The 16804-nt window shown below is 69.7% G+C and carries 14 protein-coding genes; 9 read left to right on the top strand and 5 right to left on the bottom strand.

The genetic code is table 11. The features are described 5' to 3' along the window. Positions 1–3 precede the first annotated feature (3 nt). Genes BGO46_RS07725 through BGO46_RS07705 form a run of 5 tightly spaced genes read left to right on the top strand, consistent with a single transcriptional unit; the run spans position 4 to position 3389 of the window. Complete coding sequence (locus BGO46_RS07725) at positions 4–1059, top strand: phosphatidate cytidylyltransferase (RefSeq protein ID WP_292676109.1); 1056 nt, start codon at positions 4–6, stop codon at positions 1057–1059. Continuing rightward, positions 1056–1622, top strand: a complete 567-nt coding sequence (locus tag BGO46_RS07720) for a DivIVA domain-containing protein (protein WP_292676112.1) — start codon at positions 1056–1058, stop codon at positions 1620–1622. The genes BGO46_RS07725 and BGO46_RS07720 overlap by 4 nt, the downstream gene beginning before the upstream one ends. Positions 1623–1680: 58 nt before the next feature. After that, entirely contained in the window at positions 1681–2394 is a 714-nt protein-coding gene (locus tag BGO46_RS07715; protein ID WP_292676115.1) for a lytic transglycosylase domain-containing protein, read from the top strand. A gap of 4 nt (positions 2395–2398) precedes the next feature. Next, the gene (locus BGO46_RS07710; RefSeq protein ID WP_292676118.1) at positions 2399–2680 is read left to right on the top strand and encodes a hypothetical protein; all 282 of its coding nucleotides are present in this window, start codon (positions 2399–2401) and stop codon (positions 2678–2680) included. A 1-nt stretch (position 2681) separates the two neighbouring features. After that, the gene (locus BGO46_RS07705) at positions 2682–3389 is read left to right on the top strand and encodes an alpha/beta hydrolase (RefSeq protein ID WP_292676121.1); all 708 of its coding nucleotides are present in this window, start codon (positions 2682–2684) and stop codon (positions 3387–3389) included. Between the two features lie 49 nt (positions 3390–3438). Here the strand turns inward: BGO46_RS07705 and BGO46_RS07700 are convergent, their stop codons facing one another. After that, positions 3439–4518 carry an AI-2E family transporter gene (locus BGO46_RS07700; RefSeq protein ID WP_292676124.1) on the bottom strand — a complete coding sequence of 360 codons (1080 nt, stop codon included), beginning with the start codon at positions 4516–4518 and terminating at the stop codon, positions 3439–3441. Between the two features lie 175 nt (positions 4519–4693). On the opposite strand from BGO46_RS07700, the gene BGO46_RS07695 reads away from it, so the two are divergent. Together BGO46_RS07695 and BGO46_RS07690 are read left to right on the top strand one after the other, a co-directional pair. Continuing rightward, on the top strand, positions 4694–6565 hold the full coding sequence (locus tag BGO46_RS07695) for a glycosyl transferase (protein WP_292676127.1): 1872 nt from the start codon (positions 4694–4696) through the stop codon (positions 6563–6565). Further along, a complete protein-coding gene (locus BGO46_RS07690; protein WP_292676131.1) occupies positions 6565–7509 on the top strand; it encodes a tetratricopeptide repeat protein in 945 nt (314 codons plus the stop codon). Before BGO46_RS07695 ends, BGO46_RS07690 begins: the two co-directional genes overlap by 1 nt. A gap of 11 nt (positions 7510–7520) precedes the next feature. On the opposite strand, the gene glgB is transcribed toward BGO46_RS07690, so the two are convergent. From glgB to glgX, 3 genes are all read right to left on the bottom strand, one after another. Next, positions 7521–9659, bottom strand: a complete 2139-nt coding sequence (glgB, locus tag BGO46_RS07685; protein WP_292676134.1) for a 1,4-alpha-glucan branching protein GlgB — start codon at positions 9657–9659, stop codon at positions 7521–7523. Further along, positions 9656–11680 (bottom strand): alpha-1,4-glucan--maltose-1-phosphate maltosyltransferase, encoded by a 2025-nt coding sequence (locus BGO46_RS07680; RefSeq protein ID WP_292676496.1) that lies wholly within the window; start codon positions 11678–11680, stop codon positions 9656–9658. The genes glgB and BGO46_RS07680 overlap by 4 nt, the downstream gene beginning before the upstream one ends. Positions 11681–11811: 131 nt before the next feature. Next, positions 11812–13887 (bottom strand): glycogen debranching protein GlgX, encoded by a 2076-nt coding sequence (gene glgX, locus BGO46_RS07675; protein WP_292676137.1) that lies wholly within the window; start codon positions 13885–13887, stop codon positions 11812–11814. A gap of 28 nt (positions 13888–13915) precedes the next feature. Here glgX and BGO46_RS07670 point away from each other — a divergent pair, with 28 nt between their 5' ends. Both BGO46_RS07670 and mnmA read left to right on the top strand, forming a co-directional pair. Beyond that, a complete protein-coding gene (locus BGO46_RS07670) occupies positions 13916–15148 on the top strand; it encodes a cysteine desulfurase family protein (RefSeq protein WP_292897328.1) in 1233 nt (410 codons plus the stop codon). 9 nt (positions 15149–15157) lie between these two features. Continuing rightward, positions 15158–16252: a tRNA 2-thiouridine(34) synthase MnmA gene (gene mnmA, locus BGO46_RS07665; protein WP_292676139.1), complete on the top strand. Its 1095-nt coding sequence runs from the start codon at positions 15158–15160 to the stop codon at positions 16250–16252. Here mnmA and BGO46_RS07660 read toward each other — a convergent pair. Beyond that, positions 16230–16793: a GNAT family N-acetyltransferase gene (locus tag BGO46_RS07660; RefSeq protein WP_292676142.1), complete on the bottom strand. Its 564-nt coding sequence runs from the start codon at positions 16791–16793 to the stop codon at positions 16230–16232. The genes mnmA and BGO46_RS07660 overlap by 23 nt on opposite strands. Between the last annotated feature and the right edge of the window lie 11 nt (positions 16794–16804).

Here is a 16804-nt window from a genome sequence, read left to right as displayed (position 1 = left end):
GCGATGACCGACCCCTCCGGGGATTCCGCTGCCCGCGACGAGACGGCCCCGCGTCGCGCCGAGGCCCGTCGCGCGGCGGAGAACGCCGCGTCGCAGCACGAGCCTGTGCAGCCTGAGCCGTCGTCGTTCCACGAGCATGTGAAGGCCCGACGCGACGAGTTCGAGCAGCAGATCGATCGGGCGCGCGCGGACTTCGAGCAGGTCAACGAGCGCATCAACGAGCGCACGGGCCGCAATCTGCTGATGGCGATCCTCATCGGCGTCGCGATCGGCGCCGTCGTGCTGGCGACCCTGCTGTTCGTGAAATGGCTGTTCCTGCTGTTCGCGATCCCGGTGGCACTGCTCGGGGTGTTTGAGTTCTCCCGCGCGTTGCAGACCGCCGGGCGACGCGTCGACATCGTCCCGCAGCTGATCGTCGGGGCCGTCATCGCGCTGGTGGCGTTCTTCCAGGGGCACTGGACGCACTGGGTCGTCACGATCGCGTGCGTCGTCGTCGTCATCGTCTGGCGCATGCTCGGGCAGATGGCCGCACGCGACGGACGTCGCTACGGTGACGTGCTCTCGGACATCCTCGTTGCGGGCTTCATCCCGATCTACGTGCCGTTCCTGGCCTCGATGACGCTCGTGCTGCTGCGTCAGGACCAGGGCGAGTATTGGGTGCTCGGCATGATCATCGTCGTCGTCGCGGCAGACACCGGTGCGTACGCGAGCGGACTCGCGTTCGGATCGCACCCGATGGCGCCGCGCATCAGCCCGAACAAGACCTGGGAGGGCTTCGCGGGTGGCGCGGTCGCTACGACCGTCGTCGCGATCCTCTACGGGATGTTCGTCCTGCACGTCCCGTGGTGGGCAGGCGCCATCTTCGGCCTCGTGCTGCTCGGCAGCGCCACCGCGGGTGACCTGGGCGAGTCGATGATCAAGCGAGACCTCGGCATCAAGGACATGAGCTCGTGGTTGCCCGGTCACGGGGGAGTCCTCGACCGGCTCGATTCGATCCTTCCGTCGGCGGCGGCAGCCTTGGCGATGTACTTCCTCTTCTTCCCGTTGGTGAGCGTATGACCGATCAGACTGCGGCACCGGCCGCGCCCTTCCCGCACACGTCCGGACGTCAGCGCGGCTACCGTCCCGAAGACGTCGATGAGTTCCTCGCGCGTGCGCGCACGGCCTTCGAGGCATCCGGCGCGGTAGACATCGACGCGAACACGGTGCGCACCGTGGCCTTCCCGCTCGTCAAGCGCGGCTACCAGGTCGCCGCGGTCGACGCGGCACTGGGCCGCATCGAGGATGCCTTCGCGGCACGCGAGCGCGAGCGAGCGCTCAGCCAGGCGGGTGCCCGCGCGTGGGTCGGCCAGTCCCGCCAGCTCGCGCAGGAGGTGCTCGATCGCCTGACCCGGCCCAAGGGACGCCGATTCCGCCGCGCCGGCGTGCTGCGCTTCGGCTACCGGGTCGATGAGGTCGACCTCGTGGCCGACAAGCTCGCACGCTTCCTCGAGAGCGGCGAGCAGCTCAGCGTCGACCAGGTGCGCGGCGTCGCGTTCCGCATGCAGCGCCGCGGCTACAGCGAAGCGCAAGTGGATGCCGTGCTCGATGCCGTCGTCGAGGTCATGCTCGCCGTCGTGTGAACCTCGACAGCGCGCGGTCGATGACAGCTTCGGAACCTCACGGTAGACTCGGGGCACTGTGACATCTGACGCCCAGCTGACCCGGAGAGACCACCGCGAGCTCTCGCGTCGCGCCGCGGTCGGCTCACGGCCCTCGACGCCGCGTCCGCGGCGGTCGCGCAGCCGCGGAGTGTTGAGCTTCTTCGCCGTGTTGTCGGTCGCAGGTCTGGGTGTTGCCTACATCGGACCGCTCAGCGCCGCCACCACTCCGGCCGAGGCGACCGAGCTCGACCCGGTGTCGCTGTACGCCGACACGATCGCCGATGCGCAGTCGTTCCTCGCGGCATCCGGCGACTCGATCGACCTGGGCCGCGACGGCATCGTCTACGACGTGTACGTGGCGCCCAAGCCGACACCGACGCCCGAGGCTGCCACCGGCTCCACAGCATCGACGAGTACCTCCTGGTCGCCGCCGTTCGTCTCGCCCGACCCGGGCACCGCCCAGGCGGTCGCCTACGCCATGGTGCAGGAGCGCGGCTGGGGCGACGACGAGTTCGCGTGTCTGGTCGCGCTGTGGAACAAGGAGTCCGGCTGGCGCGTCAACGCCTACAACGCGGGCAGCGGTGCCTACGGGATCCCGCAGGCACTGCCCGGCAGCAAGATGGCATCGGCCGGCGCCGACTGGGAGACCAACCCGGCGACGCAGATCGCCTGGGGCCTCGGATACATCGGCGGCCGCTACGGCACGCCGTGCGGCGCCTGGGGGCACTCGCAGTCCACGGGCTGGTATTGAGTCGATGCCCCGCGCGAACCGCCGTCGTCCCACACCCGACGACGAGTCCTTCGACCGCCTGCTGAGCGGCTGGAAGCGCACCGAAGAACGCCGCGGCGTGACCTGGACCGTGCAGCCGGTGGGCGCCCCGCAAGCGCAGAAGTCGTACACGTGCCCGGGCTGCGGTCGCGAAGTCGCGCCGGGCGTCGCACACGTCGTGGTGTGGCGCGCCGACGGCGTCCTCGGCGACGCGGCCGACCTGGCCGCACGGCGCCATTGGCACACCGCTTGCTGGAGGATCGGCTGAGATGGAGATCCGTGGACCTGTGACGCTGCCCGCGCGCCGCGAAGACATCGAGCTGCAGACGCTCGACGGTCTGATGCTCGTCGGCGAGCTCGCACTGCCGCTGGATGCCGAGCCGGTCGCGACGCTCGTGACGCTGCACCCGCTGCCGACGGCGGGCGGCTTCATGGATTCGCACATCCTGCGGAAGGCAGCCGGACGTCTGCCCGCCCTCGCCGACCTCGCTGTGCTGCGGTTCAACACGCGCGGCACCTCGTCACCGCGCGGCACGAGCGACGGTGCGTTCGACGGGGGTCGTTCCGAGTCGTTCGACGTCGCGGCGGCGATGGATTTCGTACGCGAGCGCGGGCTGCCCAGGCCCTGGCTGCTGGGCTGGTCGTTCGGCACCGAACTCGCGCTCAAGTACGGCCGCGACCACGACATCGAGGGTGTCATCCTGCTGTCGCCGCCGCTGCACCGCACCACCGCCGAAGAGGTTGCGGCGTGGGCGGGCGATGACCGCCGCATGGTCGTCGTGATCCCCGAGTTCGACGACTATCTGCGACCGGACGAGGCTCGTGAGCGGTTCGCTGCGGTGCCGGATGCCACGCTGGTCCCCGTCGAAGGCGGCAAGCACCTGTGGGTGGGCGAGACCCAGACCCGGCGTGTGCTCACCGAGATCGTGGCCGCCGTCAACGCTGACGCGCTGCCGTTGCCGACCGAGTGGGAGTAGCGGACCCGGCCCGCATCAATGCCGCTGCGCGGCAGTGATCCGGGTCGCGTCAACGCTCGTTCTGCTGCGGGACGATCACCTGGCGGTAGATGATCAGGATGCTCGCCGCGATCGGGATCGCGACGAGGGCGCCGAGAAGACCCAGCAGCGAACCGCCCGCGAGAGCGGCGATGACGACGACGGCGCCGGGCACCGACACGGCGCGGTTCATGATGCGCGGCGAGAGCACGTAGGCCTCCACCTGCATGTAGATCGCGTACCAGATGAGGGCCACGAGCGCCGTCAGCGGTGAGCCCAGCCCCGGGATCAGGCACGTGAGGATGATGATCGCCGAGCCGGTGAGCGTTCCCACCAGCGGGATCAACGAGAAGAAGAACGCGACGACGGCGAGCACAGCAGGGAACGGCGCCTGGATGATCGAGAGGAAGATCGCGCTGAGCACGCCGTTGATGACGCCGAGCGACACCTGCCCCATGACGTAGAAGCCGACCGACGCCGTGATCTGGTCGGAGAGGTCGACGAACCGGGCTCGCTTGGATGCCGGCACGAGCTGCGCCACCGCCGTCTTGAGGTTGGGTGTGGATGCCGTGAAGTAGATCGTCAGGATCAGGACGATGATCGCCCCGGTGAACCCCGCGATGATCCCCGCACCGATATCGATCAGGGCGGTGCCGGCAGCGCTGCCGACCTGGCCGAGATCGAGCGAGCTGTACCAGTTCTCGATGTACTGGAAGACCTGGTCGACATCGAGTGCGGGGAACTGCTCGTGCAGCCAGTTGCTGACTTCTTCGACGGGGTTCCAGTCCTGATTGATGGCCGACTGGACGAGTCTCTGGATCTGTACGACCAACTGCGAGATCTGCCCGACCAAGACGGGGACGATGATGAGGATGATCCCGGCGAAGACGGCGAGCACCACGACGAACGTGATCAGCAGCGCGGCCCAGCGCGGCAGGCCCCGCCGCTCGAGCCACGAGACCAGCGGATCGAGGCCGAGCGCGAGGAACAGCGCCGTTCCGACGTAGAGGAGGATCGTCGAGAGCGACTCGATGCTCGTGATGACGAGGATGCCGACGCCGACGCCGAGCGTGGCGATCAGCGCCGTGCGGAACGGATTGTGCAGCTTCACGCGAGGTCTCCCGGGTGTACGGAACAGTGTTGCCAGGATACGCACGCGGTACGTCGAAACCGTGCAGGCTGGTCCTTCCCACGCCACGTTCAGGTCGTCTTCGCTAGTCTGGAACGTCGAGTGTGCGCGCCCTGGACCCAACTGGACCCGACCGGGGCGCGGGAAGGTGTGATTCGTGCGTTTCGTCTGGGCTGTGGCCGCCTTCGTGCTGGCCGCTCTCATGATCGGTGCCGGCATCGCCCAGCGCACGATCTTCGAGGGGCCGACAACCGAGAGCCAGCAGATCGAGGTCAGCGGCGATGCGCCATATGTGCTCATCGATGGCGGCGTCCTGAACAGCCACGAGGGATCGCAGACGCTGCGGGTGCAGGAGGACGGCGCGATCTTCGCCGCCTACGGTCGCACCGCCGACATGGCGGCGTGGCTCGCGAAGTCCGACTACACGCACGTGACGCTGGCTGACGATCAGATCGTCTCCGACTCTGTCGCGGCCACCGTGACGGATGACACCGTGACGGACGACGCCGCCACCACAGACGACACCACCACGGACGACACGACAACCGGCGACGCCACGACCGGTGATGACGCGACGAGTGCGGATGCCGCGGCGCTGAGCCCCGTCGGCTCCGACCTCTGGCTCGACGAGTTCCAGCAGGACGACGTGCTCATCGCGACTCTGCAGCTGCCGGCCGAGATGAGTCTGCTCGTCGCGACCGACGGGTCTGCTCCGGCGCCGCAGTCGCTGAGCATCACCTGGCCGGTGCACAACTCCACGCCGTGGGCGGGCCCCTTGATCGTGGGCGGCGCGATCGTGCTGGCCGTCGGCATCGTGCTGTACATCCTGGGCGTGCGCCACGCGCGCCGAGCGCGCGGGCCGCGCCGGAAGGGTCTGCCGGTGCCGACCACCGAGCCGATCAACGTCGCGATCGAGAGCGAAGACAAGGGCGTCATCAGCGCGACGCCGGATGCCAAGAAGCTCACGCGACGCACGCGCGGATCGCGCGCTTTCATCGCCGTGCCCGCCGTCGCCGTCTCGGCGTTGCTGTTCACCGGGTGCTCCGCCGATGCCTGGCCGGATCTTGCGCCGTCGCCGACGCCGTCTGCGACGCCGTCGATCGTCGTGCCCGAAGATCAGGGCAGCCCGGTCGTGACGCAGGCGCAGGCCGAACGCATCGTGAGCCGGGTCGCCACGGCGGTCGCCGCCGCCGACGACGCGATGGACGCGACCGCAGCCGCGACGCGGCTGGACGGCACCGCCCTCGCCGTCCGCGAGACCAACTACGTCCTGCGCGGCTCACTGTCCGACCAGACGGCGCTTCCCGCGATCCCGGACGGAACGCTGCAGGTCGTGCTGCCGGAGGCGAACGACGAGTGGCCGCGCACGTTCTTCGCGGTCGCGCCGGGTACCGATGGCGGCGCCGACGTCATGATGAGCGTGACCCAGCAGGATCCCTGGTCGGAGTACAAGGTCACCGACATCGCGCAGCTGACCTCCGACACGACGCTCAAGCTCGCTCCGCCCTACGTGGGCGCGATTCCGATCCTTCCGGACTCGCCGTTCCTCACTCTTGCGCCCGACGCCCTCGCGGCTGCCTACGCCGACGTGCTCACCAACGCCGACAGCAGCGAGTATGCGAGCCTGTTCGACACCGACGACGACGCGTTCATCAAGAGCCTCGACGACAACCGCACCACGCGCCTCGCGACCTTCAACGAGACCGGCGCCGAGACGGGATCGCTCACATTCTCAGCCGAAGGCGGCACCGCCGCGCCGGTGGCGCTCGCGACGCTGGACTCGGGCGCGATCGTCGTCGTCACCGTGTACGACCGCGACTCCGTCACACCGACGAACAGCGAGGCCGTGATCAAGCTCGACAACAACCCGGTCGTGCAGACGCTCACCGGCGTCTCGCAGTCGTCCACCGGCTTCACGACGACGTACGCCGACCAGCTGTTCTTCTTCGTCCCGAGCCAGAGCTCGAAGGAGCGCATCACGCTCCTGGGCTACTCCTCGTCCATCCTCGACGCGAAGGTGATCGAATAATGAGCGATGCCCGTCCTGGAGCCGTCCTGCGCGGCGCCGTCGACCTGTCTGCGCTGCGTTCACGCGGGGCCGCCGCAGACGCGCCCGCCGGCGAGTCGGGGGCGACGGGTGCGACGGGCGCACCGGCGCTCGTGTTCGATGTGACCGACGCCACGTTCGGACAGGTCCTCGAGCTATCGCGCTCGGTTCCCGTCGTCGTCGACCTGTGGGCGGAGTGGTGCGGCCCGTGCAAGCAGCTCAGCCCGATTCTCGAGAAGGTCGTCACCGAACTCGGCGGACGTCTCGTGCTGGCCAAGGTCGACGTCGACGCCAACCCGCAGTTGGCGCAGGGCTTCCGCGCGCAGTCGATCCCGATGGTCGTCGCTCTCGTCGCCGGGCAGCCCGTGCCGCTGTTCACCGGCGCGGTGCCCGAGCAGCAGGTGCGCGAGGTCTTCGCGCAGCTGCTGCAGCTGGCGGCGCAGCAAGGTGTGACCGGCGTCGTGCCGACCGGTGCGGCGGATGCCGAGGCATCCGACACCGCCGAAGAGGTGTTGCCGCCGCATCACCAGGAGGCGTTCGACGCGATCGAGGCGGGCGACTACGCGCGCGCCGTCAACGCGTACGAGGCTGCCCTGGCGGAAGACCCGCGTGACGAGCAGGCCCGTGCCGGGCTCGGTCAGGTGCGTCTGCTCGAGCGCGTTCAGCATCTTGACCTGCAGGAGGCCCGTGCCGCGGCCGCCGCGGCGCCGACCGACGTCGCGGCCCAGTTCGCGGTCGCAGATCTCGACCTCGCGGGCGGACACGTCGACGACGCGTTCGGACGACTGCTGGATCTGTTCGCCGCGCTTCCGTCCGACGAGCGTGCCCCCGTGCGCGAGCGCCTGCTCGAGCTGTTCGCCCTCGTCGGCGACAGCGACGCGCGCGTCCTGCGCGCTCGCGGACGCCTCGCTTCGCTGCTGTTCTGACGGGCGAGCGCTCAGGCGCTGTGCCCGAGCCAGAGCACGCCGAGCGGCGGCAGCACCATCGTGGCGCGACCGTTCTCGTCAGCGTGCACTGCTCCGAAGTTGCCGACACCGGAGCCGCCGTACTGCTGCGCATCCGAGTTGAGCAGCTCGACCCACTCGCCGGCCTCGGGCAGGTCGAGCGGATAGTCGCGGATCGGCTCGCCGGAGAAGTTGCACACGACGACGACCGTGTTGCCGTGGTGGTCGACCCGGCTGAACGCGATGACATTCGTGTTCCAGTACGGCGCGCCCAGTCGCCGGAAGGCGTTGCCGTCGTCGTCACGTGACCACAGCGGCGCGTGCTCCTTGTACACGCGGTTGAGCGCTCCGACGAACTCCAGCAGCTGCCGGTGCGGCGGCTGGTCGAGCATCCACCAGTCCAGCGCCCGGTTCTCCGACCATTCCGACAGCTGCCCGAAGTCCTGACCCATGAACAGCAGCTGCTTGCCCGGGTGGCCCCACATGTAGGCGAGGAACGCGCGAGTGTTGGCGAGCTTCTGCCAGTGGTCGCCCGGCATCCGGTTGAAAAGACTGCCCTTGCCGTGCACGACCTCGTCGTGGCTGATCGGCAGGATGAAGTGCTCGCTGAACGCGTACACGAACGAGAACGACAGCTCACCCTCGTGGTGTGACCGGTACATCGGGTCACGCTGCATGTACACGAGCGAGTCGTTCATCCAGCCCATGTTCCACTTGAACCCGAACCCGAGCCCGCCGAAGTCCGTCGGCGCCGTGACACCGGGGTAGCTGGTCGATTCCTCCGCGATCATCGCGATGCCCGGGTAGCGCTTGTAGGCCGTCGCGGTGACCTCCTGCAGGAACCGGATCGCCTCGAGGTTCTCGCGGCCGCCGTAGATGTTCGGCTCCCACTCGCCGTCCTTGCGCGAGTAGTCCAGGTACAGCATCGAGGCGACGGCGTCGACGCGCAGGCCGTCGACGTGGAACTCCTCGAGCCAGTACAGCGCGTTGGCGACGAGGAAGTTGCGCACCTCGTTGCGGCCGTAGTCGAAGATGAGCGTGCCCCAGTCCTTGTGCTCGCCGCGGCGCGGGTCGGGGTGCTCATAGAGGGCCTCGCCGTCGAAGCGGGCCAGGGCGAAGGCATCCTTCGGGAAGTGTCCGGGCACCCAGTCCATGATCACGCCGAAACCGGCCTGGTGCAGGCGATCGATGAGGTAGCGCAGGTCGTCGGGCGTGCCGAAGCGGCTCGTGGGGGCGTAGTACCCCGACACCTGGTAGCCCCACGACCCGCCGAAGGGGTGCTCGGCGAGCGGCAGGAACTCGACGTGCGTGTAGCCGACCTCGGTGAGGTAGTCGACGAGCTGGTCGGCCGCGTCGCGGTAGCCGAGCCCGGGGCGCCACGATCCGAGGTGCAACTCATACGTCGACATCGGCTGGTCGGCGGGGGAGCGCTGCGCGCGCGCCGTCATCCACTCGTCGTCGGCCCACTCGTAGGCGCTCTCGGTGACGACGGATGCCGTCGCCGGCGGCACCTCGGCCCATTGCGCCATCGGGTCTGCCTTGAGGATCCACCCTCCGTGCGGCGTGAGGATCTCGTACTTGTACGTCGTGCCGGCGGCAAGGCCCGGCACGAAAAGCTCCCACACGCCGACCGAGCCGAGGCTGCGCATCGCGTGCGACGCGCCGTCCCACGAATTGAAGTCACCGGTGACACGCACCGCCTGCGCGTGCGGTGCCCATACCGAGAACGACACGCCGCTGACGCCCGGGTAGTGGCGCACGTGCGCGCCGAGGGCGTCCCACAGCTGCTCGTGGCGGCCTTCGCCGATGAGGTACTGGTCGACATCACCGAGCGTCGGCAGATGACGGTACGGGTCGTCGACGCGGAAGTCGGGCGCTCCGTCGTAGGTCGCGACGAGCTCGTACGCGTTCGGCCGCGTGGCCGCCGCGCCCTCCCACACACCGCTGCGGACGTGCTGAAGGGGGATCTCGACACCGTCGTCCGCGACCGCGGTCACCGTCTGTGCCATGGGGCGTCGCGCGCGGATGACCCACGAGCCGTCCTGCTGCTGGTGGGGCCCCAGGATGTCGTGCGGCGCGTAGTACGACCCCGCCGCGACGGCATCCAGGACCTCGTCGGAAACGCTGCTCATCGTGACTCCTTGACGTGGAGGATGTGGACGGGTTCGTAGAAGGCATCGAGGCGCACGAACGCATCCTGGTTCCAGGTCCAGGTGGCGCCGGTGATCAGATCCTCGACCTCGTAGTCGTCGCCGCGCGGGACGCCCCACACGGTCGAGTCGAGGTGGACAGTCGTCTGCCGCGTCGAATGCGGATCGACGTTGGCCACGACGAGGATCGTGTCGGGCTCACCCGACGCGGTCAGTGCACCCGGGATGTGCTTGCTGAACACGAGGATCGCGTCGTCGTCGCTCCAGTGCAGTGTCAGTCCGCGCAACTGGCGCAGGGCCGGGTGGGCGCGGCGGATCTCATTGAGGCGGGTCAGATAAGGGGCGAGGGTCGTGCCCGCGGCATCCGCCGCCGCCCAGTCCCGCAGCTTGTACTCGTACTTCTCGTTGTCGATGTTCTCTTCCGACCCGGGCCGGGCGACGTTCTCGATCAGCTCGTACCCCGCGTACACGCCGTAGGACGCGCCCGCGGTCGCGGCGAGCGCCGCGCGGATCTTGTAGGCCGGGCGACCGCCGTACTGCAGGTACTCGGTGAGGATGTCGGGAGTGTTGACGAACAGGTTCGGCCGCATGATGTCGGCCGTCTCGTCGGAGATCCAGGTCAGGAACTCCTCGAGCTCTGCCTTGGTGTTGCGCCACGTGAAGTACGAGTAGCTCTGCTGGAATCCGACCTGCGCGAGACCCAGCAGCGGAGCGGGCCGTGTGAACGCCTCGGCGAGGAACACGACGTCGGGGTGCTCGCCCGTGACGGTGGCGATCAGCCATTCCCAGAACTGCAGCGGCTTGGTGTGCGGGTTGTCGACGCGGAAGATCTTGACGCCCTGCGCGATCCAGTGCCGGACGACACGGAGGACTTCGGCGCGGATGCCTTCGGGGTCGTTGTCGAAGTTGATCGGGTAGATGTCCTGATACTTCTTCGGCGGGTTCTCGGCGTAGGCGATCGAGCCGTCCGGCAGTGTCGTGAACCACTCCGGGTGCGCGGCGACCCACGGGTGGTCGGGCGCCGCCTGCAGGGCGAGGTCGAGCGCGACCTCGAGCCCCTCACTGCGGGCAGCGCGCACGAACGCGCGGAAGTCGGCGAGAGAGCCCAGGTCAGGGTGCACGGTGTCGTGACCGCCCGCCGCCGAGCCGATCGCCCAGGGCGATCCGGGGTCGCCGGGGCCGGTCGTCAGCGTGTTGTTGGGGCCCTTGCGGTTCACTTCGCCGATCGGGTGGATGGGCGGCAGGTACAGGACGTCGAAGCCCATCGCGGCGACGGCGGGCAGGCGCTTGGTCGCGGTGCGGAACGTACCGCTCTTGATCGTGCCGTCCTTGAGCCGCTTGGCTCCTTCCGAACGGGGGAAGAACTCGTACCAGGCGCCGACGCCGGCCCGTTCCCGCTCGACGAGCAGTTCGTGCTCGTCGCCGATCGTGAGCAGCGACTGCAGCGGGCGGTCGCGGAAGTACGTCGCGATGGTCTCGTCGCGGACGATCAGCAGGGCGTCGTCGTCGCTCGTCTGTGGGTCGCGCAGGGCTGCGGATGCCGCGGTCAGCGTGCGCCGCTGCGCGGCATCCCGGTCTTTCTGCTTGCGCGCGCGGTCGAGCAGCAGGGCGCCCATCTCGCGCATGAGCGGCGCGTCGACGCCGGCCGCGATCTTCAGGTCGGCCGCGTGCTCCCACGTCGCGAAGTCGTCGGCGAACCCTTCGAAGCGGAAGCGCCACACTCCCTGCTCGCCGGGGGCGATGAGCGTGCGCCAGCGGTCGAAGCCGTCGCGCAGGGGTTCGAGACGGTGCAGCGACTCGACACCGGATGGCGAGAACAGCCTCACGTGCACGCCGATGAGGTCATGACCCTCGCGGAATGCGGTCACCTGGAACGGCAGCGCCTCACCCGAGAACGCCGACGGGCGAAACCGCGCATCGGGGGCGATCGGGCGCGGCAGGGCGAGTGGGATGCGCCCCGTGCGCGTGTCGGCGTCGGGCTGCCATGCGTCCGCCGGCCGCAACGGGATCTGCGTCAGGCTGCGCAGCGTGACGGCGGCAGCGGTTGCTGGGTCGGGGGAAGCGGTACGCGTCTTCGTGGCCACGTCTCGAACCTACCGCCGTCGGCGGTGCGAAGACAGCGTCGGCGCGCGGCTCACTCCACGCGGAACAGATGCAGCGCCGTGCCCGGCAGTGAGACGACGTCGCCCGGCGCGAAGACAGGCTCGTCGGTGCTCGGCCGATCGGGGACGCTCGACCACAGCGACCGGTAGGCGGTGACGCCCGGAATGCGGGGCAGGGTCACATCGATCGGACGCTCGTTGCCGTGCACGACCAGCAGGATGCGGTTGGGGGCTTCCTCCTGTGGCGTGGACTGCGCGACGTACTGCAGCGTCCGGTGGCCCGAGTCGGTCCACCGATCGATCGACATCGTCTCGCCGTGCTCGTCGTACCAGTCGATGACCGACGCGCTCGGTACCGTGCGCACGGCATCCGCGAACCTCCGCGGCCGCAGGGCCGGGTTCTCGCGCCGCAGCTGCGTGAGCCGCTGCACGTGCGCGTGCAGGTCGTCCTGCCACGGCGCGTGCCGCCAGTCGATCCAGGTGAGGGGAGAGTCGTGACAGTAGGCGTTGTTGTTGCCGCGCTGCGTGCGGGCGAACTCGTCGCCGGCGGTGATCATCGGTACGCCGGCCGACAGCAGCAGCGTTCCGAACAGGTTGCGCATCGCCTTGCGCCGAGTGGCGAGGATGCCCAGGTCGGTGGTCTTCCCCTCGGCGCCGTGGTTGAACGAGCGGTTCGTGTCGGTGCCGTCGCGCCCCTGCTCGCCGTTGCCCAGGTTGTGCTTGACGTCGTACGAGACGAGGTCGCGCAGGGTGAAACCGTCGTGCGCGGTCACGAAGTTGATGCTCGCGAGCGGGCCGCGCTCGGTGCTGAAGGTGTTGGACGAGCCGGCCAGTCGCGTCGCGAAACCGCCGACGCCGACGGGCGGCACGCCCGCCCGACGCATGTAGTCGACGTCACTGAGCCAGAAGTTGCGCACCCGATCGCGATAGCGGTCGTTCCATTCACTCCAGCCGACGCCGAAGCTGCCGGTCTGCCAGCCGCCGATGCCGACGTCCCACGGCTCGGCGATCATTTTCAGGCCCGCGAGGGCCGGGTCTGACACGATCGCCTCGAGCAGCGGGTGATCGGGCTGGAACTCGTGCGTGGCGTCGCGACCGAGCGTGGCAGCCAGGTCGAACCGGAACCCGTCGATCTGCACCTCTTGCGCCCAGTAGCGCAGCGAGTCCAGGACGAGGCGCGCCGCGGCATCCGTCGACGTGTTCACCGCGTTGCCGCAGCCGGTCACGTCGATGTAGGCGCCGTCGTCGTGCTGGCGGTAGTAGCGGGCGTTGTCGATTCCGCGGAAGCTCGTGCGCGGCCCGCCCAGCTCGAGCTCGGACGTGTGGTTGTAGACGACGTCGAGGATCACCTCGATGCCCGCGGCATGCAGCGCCTTGACGGCGTCTTTGAGCTCGCGCAGCACCGCGTCGGGGCCCGCGGCGTTCGCCTCGGCTGTCGCGTAGGGCGCGTGCGGGGCGAAGAAGGCGAGCGTGTTGTAGCCCCAGTAGTTCGTGAGGCCTTGCGTGAGCAGACGCGGCTCGGTGACGAACGCGTGGATGGGCAGCAGCTCGACGGCTGTCACGCCGAGCGACGTGAGGTGCTCGATCATCGCCGGGTGCCCGAGGCCTGCGTAGGTGCCGTGCAGGGCCGGCGGAATGTCGGGATGCCGCTTCGTGAGCCCCTTGACATGGGCTTCGTAGATGACGGTGCGGTCGAGTGGGGTCGCGGGGCGCCCGACGCCCTCCCAGTCGTACCTGTCGTCGGTGACGACCGAACGCCACTGCCCGCGGCGGACGCGCACGAGGCCCTTCGAATACGGGTCGATCAGGAGCGTCGCGGGGTTGAACGTGTCGGTGGCATCGGTCGGGCCGTCGACGCGCAGGGCGTAGCGCGTGCCGAGCTCGAGGGCGCTGGTGGTCACCTGCCAGACACCACCGCCGACCGGGGCGAGCGGCACGACCTCGGTGATCCAGTCGAGATCGACGGGGTCGCACACGACCAGTTCGATGCTCGTCGCGTTCTCAGACCACACGCGCAACGTGCCGCCGTCGGGGCCGAGCGTCACTCCCAATCCGTCATAGGCCGGGTCGAGGAGTGCGGGGGGTGCGATCGGCTGCGGAATGGCCATGCGCTCTACAGTAGTAACGCTGTGTGGCATGCATGTTGCAGCACGTTGCATGCGGGGAGGAGAGGTGCTCGTGGTCTATCTGGATCACGCGGCGACGACGCCCCTGCGACCCGTCGCACGGGATGCCTGGCTCGCCGCCGCGCAGGAGGTCGGCAACGCCTCGTCGGTGCACGGCGCCGGGCAGGCGGCGCGCCGGCTGCTGGAGGAATCGCGCGAGCGCATCGCTGCGATTCTGGACTGCCAGCCCATCGAGGTCGTCTTCACGAGCGGTGGCACCGAGTCGATCAACCTCGCCATCAAGGGGTTGTGGTGGGCGCGGCCTGGTGGCACTGACGGCTCTGATGCGCGCGCTGCGATCGTGCTTCCGGACGGTGAGCACCACGCGACGCTCGACACGGTCGGGTGGCTCGCGACGCAGGGCGCGGAGGTCCGCGCCGTACCGCTGGACGGCCTGGGGCGCATCGACGCGGGCGCGTTCGCGGCGGCGCTGCCGGGCGCGGCGCTGGCGACGGCGCTCGTCGTCAACAACGAAGTGGGCACGGTGCAGGATGCCGCGGCTCTCTCCTCGGCATCCGCCGCCGCCGGTGTGCCGCTGCACCTCGACGCCGTCGGCGCCGTCGGGCACCTGCCGGTGTCGTTCTCGGGCTGGCGCGCTGACGCCACCGGCCCCACGGGCCTGGTCGCCCTCAGCCTGTCGGGACACAAGTTCGGTGCCCCCGTCGGCACCGGCGCGCTCGTCGTCTCGCGGCATGCGACGCTCATCCCCGGGCTGCACGGTGGGGGGCAGCAGCGCGGCCTGCGCTCGGGCACGCCCGACGTCGCGGGGGCGGCGGCGCTCGCCGCTGCGCTCGCTGAAGCCGAGGCCGAACGGCTCGATGAGCAGACCCGGCTGGGGGCGCTCACCGCGCGGCTCGCCGAGGGCATCCGCTCTGCCGTGCCCGCCGCGCGGATTCTCGGCGACCTCGTCGAGCGGGTGCCGGGCAACGTGCACGCGCTGTTCCCGGGCGCGGCAGGGGAGTCGCTGCTGTTCCTGCTCGACCGGGCGGGCATCTCGGTCTCGACCGGATCCGCGTGTCAGGCGGGCATCGCCGAGCCTTCGCACGTCGTGATGGCCCTGGGCTTCGACGAGCGCGCCGCGCGGTCGGTGCTGCGGTTCACGCTCGGCCGCACGTCGACGGAGGCGGACGTCGACGCCGTGCTCGCGGCGCTGCCGGATGCCTACGCCCGGGCATCCGGATCCCGCACAGCAACGCGTCCGTAGACTGGAACCATGCGGATCCTTGCGGCGATGAGCGGCGGCGTCGATTCCGCCGTCGCGGCCGCACGGGCCGTCGAGGCGGGGCACGACGTCGTCGGCGTGCACCTCGCGCTGTCTCGCGCCGGCGGGACGCTCCGCACCGGCAGCCGCGGCTGCTGCACGATCGAGGATGCCCTCGACGCGCGCCGGGCGGCCGACCTGCTCGGCATCCCGTTCTACGTCTGGGACTTCTCCGAGCGGTTCCGCGACGACGTCATCGCCGACTTCGTGTCGGAGTATCAGGCCGGCCGCACGCCGAACCCCTGCATGCGCTGCAACGAGAAGATCAAGTTCGCGGCGCTGCTCGAGCGCGCACTCGAACTCGGCTTCGACGCCGTCTGCACGGGCCACTATGCGACGCTCGTCGAGGGGCCGGAGGGTCGCGAACTGCACCGCGCGAGCGATGAGGCGAAGGACCAGTCGTACGTCCTGGGCGTGCTGACGGCCGAGCAGCTCGCGCACACGTACTTCCCGCTGGGATCGACGCCGTCGAAGGCGATCGTGCGTGCCGAGGCCGCCGCGCGCGGCCTGACGGTCGCGCAGAAGCCCGACAGCCACGACATCTGCTTCATCCCCGACGGCGACACGCGCGGCTGGCTCGCCGAGAAGGTCGGCGCCACGCAGGGCGAGATCATCGACCGCTCGGGCGCGGTCGTCGGCAGCCACGAGGGCGCGCACGCCTACACCGTGGGGCAGCGCCGCGGACTGTCGCTCGGGGTTCCCGCCCCCGACGGCAAGCCGCGCTTCGTGCTCGAGGTGCGTCCCGTCTCCAACACCGTTGTGGTGGGCCCGAAGGAGGCGCTCGCGACGGCGCAGATCGCCGGCGCCCGACTGACCTGGGCGGGGCGGGCACCGTCGTCGACCGAGTTCGACTGCCACGTGCAGATCCGTGCGCACGCCGAGCCCGTGCCGGCGGTCGCGCAGTGGACCCCGGACGGACTCACCGTGACACCGGATGCCCCGTTCGATGGCGTCGCGCCGGGGCAGACGGCCGTGCTCTACGACGGCACCCGCGTGATCGGCCAGTTCACGATCGACCGGACGGTCAGCGCAGTTCCCGTCGCATGATCCACCGCTCGCGGTGACCGGAGTGCCCCGTCGTCGGTGCGGCTCTGGTGAAGCCGTGCTGCTCGAAGAGATCGACCGTGCCGACGTACGCGCTGATCGTGTCGAGGCGCTCGCCGCCCGCGTCGGCAGGGTAGCCCTCGACGACCGCGGCGCCGTTGCGCTCGGCGTGCGCGACGGCGCCGTCGAGCAGGTCGTGCATCAGGCCCTGGCGGCGATGGCCGGCGCGGACGACGAAGCAGACCACTGACCAGGGGTCCTGATCGTCGAGCAGCGGAATCGTCCGTGAGTTCATCAGGCGGCTGTACGTCGATCGCGGGGCGACCGACGCCCAGCCCGCGACGACGCCGTCGCGGTACGCCAGCACGCCGGGGCCGGGCCCACGATCGCACTCGTCGTGCATGTAGGCGATGCGGCCGGCCGTGTCGAGACCGCGGCCGCGGTACGCCATGCAGATGCATCCGCTTCCGCCGGGTTTTCGCGGCACCATGAAAGAGGCGAAATCGTTCCATCGTCCGGTCGCCGGCAGCACTTCGATGGCCATGCCCCGAGGGT

This window comes from Microbacterium sp. 70-16 (genome assembly GCF_001898315.1).
GTDB lineage: Bacteria > Actinomycetota > Actinomycetes > Actinomycetales > Microbacteriaceae > Microbacterium.
This window is presented reverse-complemented; position numbering and strand designations above follow the sequence as displayed.

Coding starts and splice junctions, on each gene's coding strand:
- BGO46_RS07670 (WP_292897328.1), top strand. CDS start 13,916: ATGCATGTTGCAGCACGTTGCATGCGGGGAGGAGAGGTGCTCGTGGTC.
- BGO46_RS07725 (WP_292676109.1), top strand. CDS start 4: ATGACCGACCCCTCCGGGGATTCCGCTGCCCGCGACGAGACGGCCCCG.
- glgX (WP_292676137.1), bottom strand. CDS start 13,887: ATGGCCATTCCGCAGCCGATCGCACCCCCCGCACTCCTCGACCCGGCC.
- BGO46_RS07690 (WP_292676131.1), top strand. CDS start 6,565: ATGAGCGATGCCCGTCCTGGAGCCGTCCTGCGCGGCGCCGTCGACCTG.
- glgB (WP_292676134.1), bottom strand. CDS start 9,659: ATGAGCAGCGTTTCCGACGAGGTCCTGGATGCCGTCGCGGCGGGGTCG.
- BGO46_RS07660 (WP_292676142.1), bottom strand. CDS start 16,793: ATGGCCATCGAAGTGCTGCCGGCGACCGGACGATGGAACGATTTCGCC.
- mnmA (WP_292676139.1), top strand. CDS start 15,158: ATGCGGATCCTTGCGGCGATGAGCGGCGGCGTCGATTCCGCCGTCGCG.
- BGO46_RS07720 (WP_292676112.1), top strand. CDS start 1,056: ATGACCGATCAGACTGCGGCACCGGCCGCGCCCTTCCCGCACACGTCC.
- BGO46_RS07710 (WP_292676118.1), top strand. CDS start 2,399: ATGCCCCGCGCGAACCGCCGTCGTCCCACACCCGACGACGAGTCCTTC.
- BGO46_RS07705 (WP_292676121.1), top strand. CDS start 2,682: ATGGAGATCCGTGGACCTGTGACGCTGCCCGCGCGCCGCGAAGACATC.